This window comes from Allobosea sp. P2_A10 (assembly GCF_056405115.1).
The window spans coordinates 136,166-151,391 of the sequence record NZ_JBFUCS010000013.1; the positions used below are offsets into that span (position 1 = coordinate 136,166).

The following is a 15,226-nucleotide window of genomic DNA, read 5'->3' on the forward strand; positions in this document are numbered from 1 at the left end:
TGATGACCGCCGATCGGAGAATGGGAATGAAGACGGCTCTTGTGTGTGGTGCGGGTGGCTTCATCGGCTCGCATCTCGTCAAAAGGCTCAAGCGCGAGGGCTTCTGGGTTCGCGGCGTCGACCTGAAATTCCCCGAATACGGCGAGACGCATGCCGATGACTTCGTCGTAAGCGACCTGCGCGATCCGGGCAATTGCCGCGCCATCGTCGACCGCCGCTTCGACGAGGTCTATCAGCTCGCCGCCGATATGGGCGGAGCCGGCTTCATCTTCACCGGCGAGAACGACGCCGACATCATGCACAATTCGGCGACGATCAACCTGAACATGGTCGAGGCCTGCAAGAACCGCGGCATCAAGCGCGTCTTCTATTCCTCGTCCGCCTGCATGTACCCGGCCCACAACCAGGAAGACCCGGACAAGCCGGTGACGCGCGAGGACTCGGCCTATCCCGCCAACCCCGATTCCGAGTATGGCTGGGAGAAGCTGTTCTCCGAGCGCATCTACCTGACCTACAACCGCAATTACGGCATGCAGTGCCGCGTCGCGCGCTATCACAACATCTTCGGGCCCGAGGGCACCTGGGTCGGCGGCCGCGAGAAGGCTCCGGCCGCGCTCTGCCGCAAGATCGCCGAAGCCAAGGATGGCGGCGACATCGAGATCTGGGGCGACGGCCTGCAGACCCGCTCCTTCCTCTATGTCGACGAATGCGTCGAAGGCACCATCCGCCTGACCCGCTCGAACTGGGAAGGCCCGGTCAATATCGGCTCGGAGGAGATGGTCTCGATCAACCAGCTCGCCGAGATCATCATGGGCGTCTCCGGCAAGACCGTGAACCTGCGCCACATCCCCGGTCCACAGGGCGTGCGCGGTCGAAACTCGCATAACGACCTGATCAAGGAGAAGCTCGGCTGGGCGCCCAACGAGTCGCTCAAGGACGGCCTGTCCAAGACCTATCCCTGGATCGAGAGCCAACTGCTCCGGCTCCGCGGCAAGAACCACTGAGCGAGAACCAAAAGGCGATAACCGCCGTATAACCGGCCGCCGCGGCCATCACGTCGCGGCCGGTCGCCTGCGTTGAGAATCAAGGGGTCAAGATGTCTACTGCTTCGACGAAGCCGCGCCTTTCCGTGATCGGGCTCGGCAAGCTAGGCTCGCCCATGGCTGCCGTCTTCGCCACCAAGGGATTCCAGGTCGTCGGCCTCGACTACAATGCCGGCTTCGTCGACGCGATCAACCAGGGCAAGGCCCCGGTGGTCGAGCCGCAGCTGCAGGAGCATATCGACCGCGGCCGCGCCAATCTGCGCGCAACGACGGATTATGGCGACGCGATCGCCGCCACCGATGTCAGCTTCATCATCGTGCCGACGCCGAGCGGCCCCGACCGGATGTTCGTCAACAAGTTCGTCATCGACGCGGTCGAGAAGATCGGCGCGGCGCTGAAGGCCAAGGACAGCTACCACGTCGTCGTCGTCACCTCGACCGTTATGCCGGGCTCGACCGAGACCGTGATCAAGGATGCGCTCGAGGCGAGCTCCGGCCGCAAGGTCGGCGTCGATGTCGGCCTTTGCTACAATCCGGAATTCATCGCGCTCGGCAGCGTCGTGCGCGACATGCTCAACCCCGACATGCTGCTGATCGGCGAATCCGATGCGCGCGCCGGCGACATGCTCGAGGCGATCTATCGCGGCTCGACCGAATCGAACCCCGAATACCAGCGCATGAACCTGGTCAACGCCGAGCTCTGCAAGATCTCGGTCAACACCTACGTCACCACCAAGATCTCCTACGCCAACATGATCGCCGACATGTGCGACCATCTCAAGGGCGCCGATGCCGACGTCGTAACCCGCGCCGTCGGTGCCGACAGCCGCGTTGGCAAGAAGTATCTCAAGCCAGCGATCGGCTATGGCGGGCCCTGCTTCCCGCGCGACAACAAGGCCTTCTCGGCCTTCGGCCGCAAGCTCGGCGTGAACACCGCGCTGGCAGAGGCGACCGACGCCATCAACGAACACCAGTTCCAGCGCATGATCGGCGCCGTCGAAGCCTCGGCCGAGCCGGGCGCGTCGATCACGATCCTCGGCATGTCCTATAAGCCGCACACCGCGGTGATCGAGGAGAGCCAAGGCGTCTATCTCGCCAAGTACCTGCTCGAGAAGGGCTTCTCGGTCTCGATCAGCGACCCGATGGCGACCGAGGCCGCGCTCGCCGTGCTCGGCTCAACCGTGAACGCGACGCCACAGGCGCAAGACGCTGTCTCGCATGCCGACGTCGTCGTCATCACCACGCCCTGGGCCGAGTTCAAGACGGTCGACTGGGGCAAGGACGTCCCCGCCGGCAAGACCCGCGTCGTGATCGACCCCTGGGGCATGACGCCCGACGAGGTCGGCCCCGGTGCCCGCGTGGTCAAGCTCGGCAGCGGCAACTGGAAGACGTTCTGATCGCATCGCGTCGGCGCTAACAGCGCCGGGTTGCGGGACGGCCGCGCGCCTTGAGTAGGGGAGGACGACATGATTTCGGTTGTCCTCTACGGCCGCAACGACACGCATGGCTATAATTTGCACAAGCGGGCGGCGCTAAGCCTCAACGCCATCGCCGCGTGCCTCGATGACCCCGACGACGAGATCCTGTTTGTCGACTACAACACGCCCGACGACCTGCCGACCTTTCCTGAAGCCATCCAGGACACGCTGACGCCTGCCACCTGCGCCTATCTTCGCGTGCTCCGCGTCCGGCATCAACAGCATCTCAGGCTCGACCTCGCAACGCGTCTGAAGGCGATCGAGCCGGTCGCCCGCAATGTCGCGCTGCGCCGCTCCAACCCCGCCAATCGCTGGGTGCTCTCGACCAATACCGACGTTGTGCTTGCGACGACGGACGGCGTCAGCCTCACGAGGCTCGCCGGAGGCCTGCCGGCCGGCTTTCATGGCGCGCCCCGCGTCGACATCCCCGAGACGCTCTGGGAAACGCTCGACCGCCGGGAGCCGCAGGCTTGCATCGCGGCGATGCGCGACTGGGGCCGGCGCTTCCATCTCGACGACTTCGTCCGCGGCCAGGATTTCTTCGGCTACGACAATCCCGGCGATTTCCAACTCGCCGAACGCACCGACCTCATCGCCATCGACGGCTTCGACGAGGCGATGGTGCTTGGCTGGCATGTCGATTCCAACCTCGCGCGCCGTCTCTGGCTCAGGCATGGCGCGCCCGGCGACCTCGCCGACCGGCTGGTCTGCTATCATTGCGACCACACCCGTCAAGCGACCTTCGGCCACCAGCAGGCGACGACGCAAAACAGCTACGAGGATTTCGTCTATCGCCTCGAGCGCCCCGACCTGCCGCATCAGCGCGAAAGCTGGGGCCTCACCGGCGAGGAGATCGAGGAGATCCGGCTGCCGGCCGGCACCGGGAGCCGCTATATCCGCGGCTTGGGCACCGCCCTCAGCGAGCCCCTGCCCGCGCCACTGCGCTCGACCTATGTGCCCGGGAGCTTCGGGCGCTCGGATGCGCCGGCCGGGCATATCCTGCCCTATCTCCTCGACCTGATCGCAAGCCAGCCCTCCGGCACGCGCATCGCCTGGTTCGGCGAGGCGACAGCCGGCCTCGTCCTGCTGGAACGGGCGCTCGCCGCTGCAGGGTTTGCTGAGCCGGTCCTGGTCGAGGCCGGCGGCGTCGCAGCAGCCGGTTCGTCCTCGGCCAGCCTCGATCCGAGGCCGCGCGATGCGATGCTGGCTGCGGCCGACCTCGTGATCCTCGATTTCAGCGGCATCTCAACCGGACAGGCGGCCTTGAGCGAGGCCGCCTGCCGCCTGCTCGACGCCTTCTGGGACGTGCTCGCCCATGAGCGCGCCCGCCTCGCCGACCCCAGACTGCCGCCGCGCCTGATCATCGGCGTGAATGTCGTACACTCGCCCTTCGAGCCGGTCTTCGCCTGGAATCTCGGGGCAGTGAAGTCGCCCTTCAGCGCGCGGCTCCGGCACGGGCATGTCGCGCAGCGCGACGGCGAATGGCTGCCGCTGATGAGCGCGGGCGCGGCCGGGGTGCGACAGGGCGACGTTATCTCGAGCCGGGAGGGCAGCGCGGGTGCGGTCGCGTATGGTCCCTATGCGGCGCTGCCACCAGGCGATTACGAGGTGTCGGCCACGCTGTCCGTCGCCCGGCCCGCCGCGTTTGCCGGCTCCCTCGCGAAAACGATCCTGCCCCGGCTTCTGCGGCTCCTCACCGGCAGCCGGAGCGCGCCGCCCGATCCGGCAAGAGCCATCCGCCCAACAGCGGTACTGCGCGTCGAGGCCGGCCCGACCATACTGGCCGAGGTTGAGCTCGCCGGCCTGTCACTGCGCTCGCGGACGCTCAGCTTGCGTTTCAAGATGCCGCCGCTCGCGCCCGGCGCCGTTATCGCACCTGGGCTTGAGGCCGTTCTCCTGAGCAACGGACTCGTGGAGCTGTCGCTGACGCAAGTGACCTGCCGGGCGCTGCCGGATTGAACCGTTGGACCGGCCTGCCACGAGGCCAGATGCGTTGACAGCCCCTGCCGCAGGCACTACCTGCCGGCGCAGTTGAGAGGATCCATGCCGAATTTCGCCTTCGAGACCCTCGCTGTTCCAGGCCCCATGCTGATCCGCCCGCGCCGCTTCGGCGATGCGCGCGGCTACTTCATGGAAACCTACAGCCTGGATGTCTTTCGGAACGCAGGCATCGGCATGGCCTTCGTCCAGGACAACCAGTCGCTCTCGGAAAAGCGGGGCGCCCTGTGTGGCCTGCATTTCCAGAAGCCCCCGGGCGGCGCAGGCCAAGCTGGTGCGCGTGCTCACGGGCGCGATCGTCGACGTCGCGGTCGATCTGCGTGAGGGCTCACCGCATTACGGGCGCTGGTGCGCCGCGACCCTGACGGCCGACGGCTCGGAGCAGCTCTTCGTGCCGCGCGGCTTCGCGCATGGATTCTGCACGCTCGAGGACATGACCGAGGTCGCATACAAGGTCGACAGCCCCTACGACCGGCGCAGGAGGGCGGTCTCGGCTGGGACGATCCCGCCATCGGCATCGACTGACCGGTCGCGCGCGACGCGGTGCGGATCTCCGACAAGGATACCGGCCTGCCGGGGCTGGCCGGCTTCGAGACGCCGTTCACGGAAGGGGCGATGCAATGACGCGCTTTTTCGTCACCGGCGGGGCCGGCTTCATCGGCTCGGCCGTCGTCCGGCACCTGATTTGCGACACCGGGCATGAGGTGCTGGTCGTCGATGCGCTGACCTATGCCGGCAACCTCGACAATCTCGGCCCAGTCGCGAACGATCCTCGCTATCGCTTCCTGAAAGCCGATATCTGCGATCTCGCGGCGATGCGCGAGACGCTCGCCTCTTTCAGGCCCGATGTCGTGATGCATCGGGCTGCCGAGAGCCATGTCGACCGCTCGATCGACGGACCGGGAGCTTTCATCCAGACCAATGTGGTGGGCACATTCATGCTGCTGCAGGCGGTGCTCGACCATTGGCGCGGTTTGACCACAGCCGAGCAAGCCGCATTCCGCTTCCACCACGTCTCGACCGACGAGGTCTTCGGCTCGCTGGGCGCGGAGGGCTATTTCACCGAGACCACGGCCTATCAGCCGAACTCGCCCTATTCGGCCTCGAAGGCGGCATCTGACCATCTCGTGCGCGCCTGGCGCCACACCTATGGGCTGCCGACGCTGCTCTCGAACTACTCCAACAATTACGGGCCCTATCATTTCCCGGAAAAGCTGATCCCGTTGATGATCGTCAACGCGCTGGAGGGCAAAAAGCTGCCGGTCTATGGCGACGGCAGCAATGTCCGCGACTGGCTCTTCGTCAAGGACCATGCCCGCGCGCTGATGACGATCGCGGAGCGCGGGCGGCCGGGCGAGAGCTACAATGTCGGCGGCAAGGCTGAACGCAGCGATCTGGAGGTCGTGCGCGCGGTCTGCGCGCTGGTCGACAAGCTCGCGCCCGATACTACGATCTGCTCTCGCGATAAGTTGATCAGCTTCGTCGCCGACCGGCCCGGCCACGACCAGCGCTACGCCATCGACACGACCAAGATCGAGACCGAACTCGGCTGGCGGCCGCTGGAGAGCTTCGAGAGCGGACTGGAGAGGACCGTCGCCTGGTATCTCGCCAACCGCGACTGGTGGGGCCGCATTCGCGACGGGCGCTATCGCGGCGAGCGGCTCGGCCTGTCGTGAACCAAGGCGCGATCCTGCTCTTCGGCGCCGGCGGCCAGCTGGGTCGCGAGCTCGCGGCGCTGGCTCAGGCACGCGGCGTCCCGCTGACCGGGCTGGCGCGGGCCGAGGGCGACATCACCGCCCCGGCCGCGGTCGAAGCCGCGCTGGCCGCCCACCGGCCGGCGCTGGTCGTCAATGCGGCCGCCTACACGGCCGTCGATCGGGCCGAGAGCGAGTCCGACGCGGCCTTCGCCGCCCATGCGCGGGGGTCCGGAGATCATCGGGCGGGCCTGCGCGGCAGCAGGCATCCCGTTGCTGCACATCTCGACCGACTACGTCTTCGACGGCACCAAAACTGCGGCTTAAATCGAGACCGACCCGGTCGCGCCGCTCGGCGTCTATGGCCGCAGCAAGACGCAGGAGGAGGCCAGCCTGCGCGCGGTCTGCGCCCGCCACGTCATCCTGCGTACCGCCTGGGTCTACGGCGTCCACGGCGCCAATTTCCTCATGACCATGCTGAGGCTCAGCCGCGAGCGCGACACGCTGCGCGTGGTCGCCGACCAGCGGGGCTGCCCGACCGCAACCGCCGACCCCGCCGAGGCGATCCTGGCCGTGCGTTCCGCGCTGCTGGCAGGGGCCGAGCCCTGGGGCACCTACCACTTTGCCGGCACAGGAGAGACGAGCTGGCACCGTTTCGCCGAGCTGATCGTCGCCGAGCAGGCCCGATTCACCGGTCGCAACCTGGCGGTCGAAGCGATCACGACCGCCGAGTTCCCGACGCCGGCACGCCGGCCGGCCAATTCGGTGCCGGATTCATCGCGGTTCACTGCCACCTTCGACATGCGCGCTTCGCCATGGCAGGAACGTGTCTGCGAGACCGTCTCCGCGCTGCTTTCGCCTTGAGGAAATCATGAAGGGCATCATTCTCGCCGGCGGGTCCGGCACGCGGCTGCATCCGGTGACCTCGGTGGTCCCCAAGCAGCTGCTGCCGGTCTACGACAAGCCGATGATCTACTACCCGCTCTCGACGCTGATGCTGGCGGGCATCCGCGAGATCCTGATCATCACCACCCCACATGACCAGGCGCTGTTCTCGCGCCTGCTCGGCGACGGGTCGCAATTCGGGCTGTCGCTCGCCTACGCCGTCCAGGAGCATCCGCGCGGCCTTGCCGATGCCTTCATCGTCGGGCGCGATTTCGTCGGCGAGGACCGCGTCGCGCTCGTGCTGGGCGACAAGATCTTCTATGGCCACGGCCTGCCCGAATTGATGGCCGACACGATCGCCCGTGACAGCGGGGCGACGGTGTTCGGCTATGTCGGCACCGATCCCGAGCGCTACGGCGTGGTCGAGCTCGATGCGGCAGGCCGGGGCATCTCGATCGAGGAGAAGCCGGCGCAGCCCAAATCCAACCTCGCAGTCACCGGCCTCTATTTCTACGACAACGACATGCTCGACATCGCGGCCGGCATCGCGCCATCGCCGCGCGGCGAGATCGAGATCACCGACATCAACCACGCCTATATGGCGCGAGGGCAGCTGCATGTGCAGGTGATGGCGCGCGGCTTCGCCTGGCTCGACACCGGCACGCATGAAAGCCTGCTCGAGGCTGGCCAGTTCATCGAGATCCTTGAGCGTCGGCAAGGCATGAAGATCTCGTGCCCCGAGGAGATCGCCTGGCGGAAAGGCTTCATCGACCGCGAGCAGCTCGCCGTGCTGGCCAGGCTGACGGCCAAATCGAGCTACGGCCAATATCTGCAGCGTCTGCTGGCCGGGCACGGCGCCTGAACAAAGCCCCCTGCCCCCGCGGCGGGCCTTGACGTCGTGCAGCGCGGCCGGCATATGGCGGGCGCGTGGCGTCCGGCCCGGGCGCGGAACTCGCTTTCGCCGATGAGCCGCAATTCTGACACGCCTGTGCCGGAGAGGCCTGACACGGCAACGGATGCGCGTTAATCCCGGAGAGACCGGGGGTGAGACGTTCGCCGCGGGGCCCTCGCCCTATCGACCGGACTGCACAAGTGGAGACGCTTTCTTGAACCGGACAATGCAGACCGGACGCGCCTGGCGCGATCTCGCCGATTCGATCAGACACTGGCGGATGTGGGGCTTCATTGGCCTCCAGGACGTCAAGCTGCGTTATCGCCGTTCGGTGCTGGGCCCGTTCTGGATCACGCTGACGATGGGCATCACCATCGTCACCGTCGGCCTCGTCTACTCCAAGATCTTCAACACCGACATCCGGACCTATCTGCCGTTTTTCGGCCTCGGCTTCATGATCTGGAGCTATATCAGCGGTGTTGCGATCGAGGGCTGCAACGTCTTCATCGCGGAAAGCGGTTATATCCGCCAGACGCCCGTGACCCTGATGACCTACATCTTCAAGCACGTCTGGAAGAACGTCATCGTCTTCCTGCACAACTTCGTCATCTACGCTTTCATCGTGCTGTATTTCGGTATGGAGGTGCGGTGGTCGAACCTGCTCGCGGTCGTCGGCTTCGTCCTGATCGTGTTCAACTCGATCTGGGTCTCAGTCGTGCTCGCCATCCTGTGCGCGCGCTATCGCGACATTCCGCCGGTTGTCCAGAGCCTGGTCGGCGTGCTGTTCTTCATCACGCCGATCCTGTGGGACCGTGGCGGCGTCAGTTCGCATCTGGCCTATCTCGACTGGAACCCGGCCTACCACATGATCCAGATCTTCCGTGGCCCGCTCCTGGGAACCCCCGTCGGCCTCAACTCCTGGGCCTTCGTCGTCGCGATGGGCATCGTGGGCTCGATCTTTGCCTTCATCTTTATGTCGCGCTACCAGTCGCGCGTCGCCTATTGGGTGTGACGGAAGCCAGTATGACCGAAATCACACTCAAGAACGTCGGCGTCGATATCCCGATCTTCGACTCGTCGTCGCGTTCGCTGCGGACGGAAGCGCTGCGCCTCTCGATCGGCGGCGTCTTTGGGCGTTCGGTCGCCAACGCGCTGATCGTGCGTGCGCTCAACGACATCAGCCTGGAGCTCAAGGAGGGCGACCGGCTCGGCCTGCTCGGCCATAACGGCGCCGGCAAGAGCACGCTGCTGCGCGTCATCTCCGGAATCTACGCGCCGACCTCGGGCACGGTTCACCGCAAGGGCCGCATCGCGACGCTGTTCGACGCCACGCTGGGCTTCAACATCGACGCCAGCGGCTATGACAACATCCTGATCAGCGGTCTTTATCACGGCATGTCGATGCAGGAGATCAAGTCGAAGATCGACGACATCGCCGCGTTCTCGGAACTGGGCGAGTTCCTGCACCTGCCGGTGCGGACCTATTCCATGGGCATGCAGGCGCGGCTGTCGTTCTCGCTGGCGACGTCGGTCGACCCGGAAATTCTGGTGCTGGACGAAGGCATCAACGCCGGCGACGCCGCCTTCACCCGCAAGGCGGAAAGCCGCATGCGCAGTCTCGTCGACCGGTCGAGCATCATGGTGCTGGCCTCGCACAACATGAGCTTCACCAAGGAGTGGTGCAACCAGGCCATCATCCTCGAACATGGCACGATCCTGCGCGCAGGCCCGTCGGACGCGGTCGTCGACGAATATCTCGAGCATGTGCGGACGGGGGAGCCGCTCCTGCCGGCGTAAGGTCCTGACCGGGCGCAGCGGGGGCTCGCCCGGGACAGATCATTCCGGACGATATCCCATCTAGGTTGGCCCTACCCGACGCCGACCGGTCCGTCCGGTCTGCCAGGCTTGATCTTGCGGCGGCGAGGTTTACGACGGAGAACGCTTGCCTTGGACGAGGTCTTTCCCGAAACGGGTTGCGTATTATAAGGCCGGGACGGGCCACGAGACGGGATGGGGCAGGATATGGCTAAGACTCAGAGCGGACAGGCGGTTGCGGTTCGCGCGCCGGGCACGACACCCGATCTCACGATCTTTTCGGCCCCAAAGGCCTTCAAGGACCATATCGGCCTGATCCAGCGCAACGCAGTGCGCAGCTGGGTCGCGCTGGGTCCGCGCGTCGAGGTCATCCTCCTCGGGACCGATGACGGTGTTGCCGAGATCGCGGCCGAATTCGGCCTGCGCCATATTCCAGACATTGAGGCCAACGAATTTGGCACGCCGCTGCTCAACTCGATGATGGGCAGCGCCAGGGCTGCGGCCAGCGCTCCCTGGATGTGCATGATCAACGCCGACATCATCCTGACCAGCGACCTGCTGCCCTTCCTCGACAAGCTGAATACACTGCCGCCGGCGCTCTATATCGGCCTGCGCTCGGATATCGACCTGTTCGACCCAATCGATTTCAAGGACGCAGCCTGGGAGAGCAAGCTCCTCGACAAGGTCAAGGCCGAGGGCCGCTTCCGCGGCCGAGGCGACGACAGCTTCAACGGCACTGATTACTATATCTACCCGCGTGATCTCTACGAGACCGTGCCGCCCTTCGCGATCGGGCGCTTCTTCTGGGATTCCTGGCTGATCGCCGAAGTACTCCGCAAGGGCGGCGAGGTCGTCGACGCCAGCCATGATCTGCTGGCGATCCACCAGAACCACAATTACGGCCACGTCAAAAGCGGCGGCAATGTCGACTTCTACGAATACTGGAAGAACCCCGAGCTCAACGCCAATTTTCAGCTCGCTGGCGGCTTCTCGGACCTGATGGGGCCGCGCGATTCCTCGCAGAAGCTGGAAAATGGCGAGCTCAAGCCTTCGGGCGGCGGCGGGCTCGCCGCCCGGCGCAAATACAATCGCTGGTATTATCGCCCGACGATCCTGCGCCGGAAATTTCCGTTCACGACGGGCATCGGCCAGAAGCTGTGGAGCCACATCTACCAGTTCGACAACGATGCCGGGCGCCACACCTTCCGGCGCAAGGGTGTCGTGCGCTTCGTCGCGCACGAATTCGTCAAGCCGGTCTGGAAAGTTCTGCCGCCTTTCGTCCGCGAGAACGCGCATGTCGCGATCCGCAATCCGCGCCATTTTGGCCATATCCTGCGCCACGATCCGCTGCGCCTCGTCGGCCGTGCGCCGGTGCGCTTCGAGAACAAGCTCGATCCGACGCTGCGCATGCCGCCGGAGGCGGCTCCCGTCCTCGAATGGATCAAGGGTCATTGCACCGGGGAGGAGCGTGCGCTGGTGCCGCGCCCCTTCCAGCCACTGATCGCGGCGGCCTTCGGCAGCGGCTACTTCGCCGCGCGGCGCTCCTGGCGCGAGGCCGATCTCGATTTCGACTATGCGGTGCTTTCGCGCGGCGAGATCGAAAAGCTGCCGGTGGCCGTCCTGCGTCAGCTCAAGGCGAATTACCACGAGGTCTTCCGCGACGCGGCCTATTGCTGCTTCCATCTCGTCTCCCATCGCCCGCAGCTCCAAGGCGCTCCCTGGCCGGAGCTGACCCAGCGCCTGGCCGAACAATCGGGCCCGGTCGGCGACATCATCGCCGTGCTCAACGTCTGGAAGCGTGGTCCCGAGCTGCTGCGCCGCCAGATCGCGGGCCTGCAACGCCAGACGTTGCGCCCGAAGCAGATCTGGGTCTGCGCCATGGGGCTGGAGGATGCGGAGATTTACGACAGCGTCATGCGCGAGTTCTGCGACCCCGACATCCACCTGATCCGCTCGACCAAGAACTTCAAATATCACGGCCGCTTCCAACTCGGACTTTTTGCTGAGCAGAGCTACATCGCCTTCATCGACGACGACATCATTATCGGCCGGGATTTCCTCAGCCGCTGCCTCTCGACGATCGAGAGCGTGGAAGATGCCGGCGAGGTCGGCATGTATGGCTGGCGCCGCCTGCCGGGTCCGCGCGCCGATGGCACGCTGCCGCACTACACGACCGGCGAGTTCATCGAGCACCTGCCGCCGGAGCGGAAGGATCTCGGCCTCGTCCCGGTCGACATGCTCTGCGGCTTCCACTTCACCCGCACGGCCTATTTGAAATACCTGTTCCGCGAGGAGCCCTGGACCTGGTCCACCGGCGAGGATTTCCAGCTCGCCTTCGCACTGCGCAAATATGCCGGCCGACGCTCCTATGTGATCCCGGTCGATCCCAACAATCCCGACAGCTGGGGCCTGTCGCATGATTGGCTGGCGATCCGCGAGCATGCCAGCACCGTCGGCGACATGGACGCCATCCGCGACACGCTCTACTGGCGCCTGCTCAATGCCGGCCATGTCGTAAACTGGATGGATGAGGCGCAGGACGTCACGGAAGCAAAGCCCAAGACGGTGCTCGCCGTCTTCGACACGCCCGACGCCGCCCGGCGCGCGGCGCGCCAACTCGAACGGGTCGACGGCGCGACGCCTGACACCGTGCTGGCGGTCTATGCCGGGCAGGACAAGGAGCTCTCGGCCCGCTCCCTAGAGATGTTCGGCGTCACCCCGCAGGACCGTCGCCAGCACAGGTTCAGCGCGATCGATCTCGAAATCTGGCGCGACACCACCGCCTTCGCCTCGCGTGCTGTCAGGGCCGAACGCCTGATGTATGCGCTGACCTCGCTCGCCGACGGGCTGAAGCCGAAGACGATCGTGCTCGCCTCCGACGACTCGACGATCAAGGCCGCGCTGTCGATCGCGCTCGACGGCAGCGACGTCACGCTGGTCACGGCCAGCTGAGGCGGCGGCATGCTCGGCATGGGTCTGGCGCGGTTTCTGCCGCGCCCGCTGCGCGCGCCGCTGATCCGGCTGGTCGAGGCCGGACGCGTGCTGCGTGTCGATGTCCGGGTCGGGCTCGCCGCCCGGGCCAAGGCCTGGCGCGACCGCAATTCCCTCCCCGCCCCTGACAAGGCCGATACCATCGCCATCGTCGGGCTGTTTGCGACGCGCACCGGGCTCGGCCAGGGAGCGCGGCTGCTCGCAGCCTCTCTGGAGAAGCAGGGACGCAAGGTCGCGCGCATCGACTTCACCCGTCATTTCACGGCCCAGCGCGAACTAGACCCAGCTTTCCTCGACGCGGTGCCGCGCCGGCTGCCCTGTCCGACGGTCGTCATCTGCCTAAACCCGCCTGAGTTCCTGCTGGCATATCTCGCTTTGCCGCTGTGCGTACGCCAGTCGGCGCGGATCATCGGCTATTTTGCGTGGGAGCTGGAGGTTCTGCCAGAAACATGGCGGCGCAGCCTACCATTCGCCGACGAGATTTGGGTGCCGTCGCGCTTCGTCGCCGATGCGGTGGCACGCGTGATGTCAGCCGAAGAGAGCGGCAGTATCCGTGTCGTGCCGCATGATGTCGCCGCCTTGCCGCTTGGCCCCGCCCGGACGGAAACACTGAAACGGCAGGCGAGGCAGCGTCACGGGATCGATGAGACCGCCTTCGTCGCCGGTTATTCCTTCGCCATGGGCTCGAATTACGCGCGTAAAAACCCCGCCGCGGCCATCGCGGCTTTTAAGCTGGCCTTTCCGAGGACCGGCACCGCACCGGCGCGGCTGCTGATCCGCTGCAACGAGGCGGAGGCCTATCCGGCGGGCGTTGCAGAGCTGAAAGCCGCGATCGCCGGCGACGAGCGCATCATTCTGGCGACCGAAACGGCACAGAAACCGCCAATTCTGGATTTCTACCACATGCTCGACGTCTATCTCTCGCTTCACCGCAGCGAGGGATACGGTCTCAACCTCGCGGAAGCCGCGAGTCTGGGCGTGGCGGTGGTTGCTACGGGCTGGAGCCTTGCCGATGACATCGCTGCCATGCCGGGCGTCGTCACCGTCCCCTGGCGGCTCGTGCCAGTTTGCGATCCGCAAGGGGCCTACGGCGGGCTAGATACGGTCTGGGCCGAACCCGATATCGCCGAGGCGGCATCGAGACTTCGCCAACTGGCGGAACGGTAGCAACCTTTGCGCTGGACACCCGCAAGAACCGGATGATTTATGGCGTTATGGTGGGCCCGGCGTGATTTCGGCGTGATGATCGGCTCTAGGCATGTGAGGGCCCTGATTTTGATCAGATTTCAGCGTCCTTTGCCGGTTCCAGACAGACTCATACCAGCCCCGCGATCGTTAACTCGCGGGGATTCCCTGAACCGCTCCGGGTTTGTCGGAGGCTCCAACTTCTGAGAAGGTGGAGCCATGACGAGCAAGACGACGAACAAGTTCTCGCCTGAGGTGCGGGTCCGCGCGGTTCGGATGTTGCTGGACCACGAGGGCGAGCATCCGTCCCGTTGGGCGGCGATCATGTCGATCTCGGCCAAGATCGGCTGCACGGCACAGACGCTGAACGAGTGTGTGAAGAAGGCTTAAGGTCGACAGCGGGCGCAAGCCCGGTCTGACGACTGACATGGCGGCCAAGCTCAAGTCGCTGGAGCGAGAGAACCGGGAGCTTCGYCAGGCCAACGAGATCCTGCGCAAGGCATTGGCGTATTTTGCCCAGGCCCTTTCGGCGAATGCATGCATTCGCCTGTCGGGCAAGAGGAGCTCGACCGCCCGTTCAAGCGATGATCGCGTTCATCGACGATCACCGTGGGGATTACGGGGTCGAGCCGATCTGCAGAGTGCTGCCGATCGCCCCGTCAACCTACCACGCTCATGCCTCGCGGCGTGCCGATCTGGCCAAACTCTCGATCCCGGCGAGACGCGATGCCGCCCTGTTGCCGGAGGTCAAACGGGCCTTCGACGAGAACTACCAGGTCTATGGCGTGCGCAAGGTCTGGCGGCAGATGAAGCGAGAAGGACGTCAACTCGCTCGCTGTACCGTGGCGCGCCTGATGCGAAGCGCGGGTCTACACGGTGTGATCCGCGGCAAGCCCGTGCGCACCACGGTGGCCGACAAGGCGGCGCCGTGCCCGCTCGATCATGTGAAACGGGTCTTCCGTGCGCCGGCGCCGAACCGGCTTTGGCTTTCGGATTTTACCTATGTCAGCACCTAGAGCGTTTTCCGATCAGATTGCATCATACCCTGCGGCGGTGAAGTAATTCAGGCATTCGGCGTGATCGAAGAGATCGATGATGCGGCCGATGGCGCTCCAGAGACCGCCGACGGTTCGCTCGGCTGCCTTGCGCAAGAGAGCCTTGAGCTTTGAGAAGGCCATCTCGATCGGGTTGAAGTCAGGGCTGTAGGGCGGCAGATAACGCAGTTCGGCGCCTGCCGCCTCGATC

The 15,226-nt window shown here is 65.4% G+C and carries 12 protein-coding genes, 3 pseudogenes and 1 other annotated feature; of the genes and pseudogenes, 14 read left to right on the top strand and 1 reads right to left on the bottom strand.

Annotation, left to right across the window (positions count from 1 at the left end):
- Positions 1-26 precede the first annotated feature (26 nt).
- From AC1DZY_RS18675 to AC1DZY_RS18740, 14 genes and pseudogenes are all read left to right on the top strand, one after another.
- The gene (locus AC1DZY_RS18675; RefSeq protein ID WP_476821645.1) at positions 27-1,004 is read left to right on the top strand and encodes an NAD-dependent epimerase/dehydratase family protein; all 978 of its coding nucleotides are present in this window, start codon (positions 27-29) and stop codon (positions 1,002-1,004) included.
- A 92-nt stretch (positions 1,005-1,096) separates the two neighbouring features.
- Positions 1,097-2,440 carry a UDP-glucose dehydrogenase family protein gene (locus AC1DZY_RS18680; RefSeq protein WP_476821646.1) on the top strand — a complete coding sequence of 448 codons (1,344 nt, stop codon included), beginning with the start codon at positions 1,097-1,099 and terminating at the stop codon, positions 2,438-2,440.
- A 69-nt stretch (positions 2,441-2,509) separates the two neighbouring features.
- A complete protein-coding gene (locus AC1DZY_RS18685; protein ID WP_476821647.1) occupies positions 2,510-4,480 on the top strand; it encodes a hypothetical protein in 1,971 nt (656 codons plus the stop codon).
- A gap of 84 nt (positions 4,481-4,564) precedes the next feature.
- Positions 4,565-4,843 carry a dTDP-4-dehydrorhamnose 3,5-epimerase family protein gene (locus tag AC1DZY_RS18690; protein ID WP_476821648.1) on the top strand — a complete coding sequence of 93 codons (279 nt, stop codon included), beginning with the start codon at positions 4,565-4,567 and terminating at the stop codon, positions 4,841-4,843.
- Positions 4,800-5,222, top strand: a complete 423-nt coding sequence (locus tag AC1DZY_RS18695; RefSeq protein ID WP_476821659.1) for a dTDP-4-dehydrorhamnose 3,5-epimerase family protein — start codon at positions 4,800-4,802, stop codon at positions 5,220-5,222. Before AC1DZY_RS18690 ends, AC1DZY_RS18695 begins: the two co-directional genes overlap by 44 nt.
- Positions 5,140-6,195 carry a dTDP-glucose 4,6-dehydratase gene (rfbB, locus tag AC1DZY_RS18700; RefSeq protein ID WP_476821649.1) on the top strand — a complete coding sequence of 352 codons (1,056 nt, stop codon included), beginning with the start codon at positions 5,140-5,142 and terminating at the stop codon, positions 6,193-6,195. The genes AC1DZY_RS18695 and rfbB overlap by 83 nt, the downstream gene beginning before the upstream one ends.
- Positions 6,192-6,383, top strand: a pseudogene (locus AC1DZY_RS18705) (sugar nucleotide-binding protein); the annotation flags it as partial. The gene rfbB and the pseudogene AC1DZY_RS18705, both read left to right, overlap by 4 nt.
- Positions 6,384-6,432: 49 nt before the next feature.
- Positions 6,433-7,077: pseudogene (locus AC1DZY_RS18710) on the top strand (SDR family oxidoreductase).
- 7 nt (positions 7,078-7,084) lie between these two features.
- On the top strand, positions 7,085-7,960 hold the full coding sequence (rfbA, locus tag AC1DZY_RS18715) for a glucose-1-phosphate thymidylyltransferase RfbA (protein WP_476821650.1): 876 nt from the start codon (positions 7,085-7,087) through the stop codon (positions 7,958-7,960).
- A 244-nt stretch (positions 7,961-8,204) separates the two neighbouring features.
- Positions 8,205-9,002 carry an ABC transporter permease gene (locus AC1DZY_RS18720; protein WP_476821651.1) on the top strand — a complete coding sequence of 266 codons (798 nt, stop codon included), beginning with the start codon at positions 8,205-8,207 and terminating at the stop codon, positions 9,000-9,002.
- Positions 9,003-9,013: 11 nt separating this feature from the next.
- Positions 9,014-9,787: an ABC transporter ATP-binding protein gene (locus tag AC1DZY_RS18725; protein ID WP_476821652.1), complete on the top strand. Its 774-nt coding sequence runs from the start codon at positions 9,014-9,016 to the stop codon at positions 9,785-9,787.
- 225 nt (positions 9,788-10,012) lie between these two features.
- Positions 10,013-12,757, top strand: coding sequence for a hypothetical protein (locus tag AC1DZY_RS18730; RefSeq protein WP_476821653.1), 2,745 nt, complete (start codon positions 10,013-10,015; stop codon positions 12,755-12,757).
- An 87-nt stretch (positions 12,758-12,844) separates the two neighbouring features.
- Positions 12,845-13,963, top strand: a complete 1,119-nt coding sequence (locus AC1DZY_RS18735; RefSeq protein WP_476821654.1) for a glycosyltransferase — start codon at positions 12,845-12,847, stop codon at positions 13,961-13,963.
- A 237-nt stretch (positions 13,964-14,200) separates the two neighbouring features.
- A pseudogene (locus AC1DZY_RS18740) lies at positions 14,201-14,994 on the top strand (IS3 family transposase); the annotation flags it as partial.
- Positions 14,526-14,640 (top strand) — a sequence feature (AL1L pseudoknot). It overlaps the preceding pseudogene by 115 nt.
- Before the next feature lie 15 nt (positions 14,995-15,009).
- On the opposite strand, the gene AC1DZY_RS18745 reads toward AC1DZY_RS18740, so the two are convergent.
- A partial coding sequence (locus tag AC1DZY_RS18745; protein WP_476821655.1) for a transposase occupies positions 15,010-15,226 on the bottom strand: 217 nt, incomplete at its 5' end.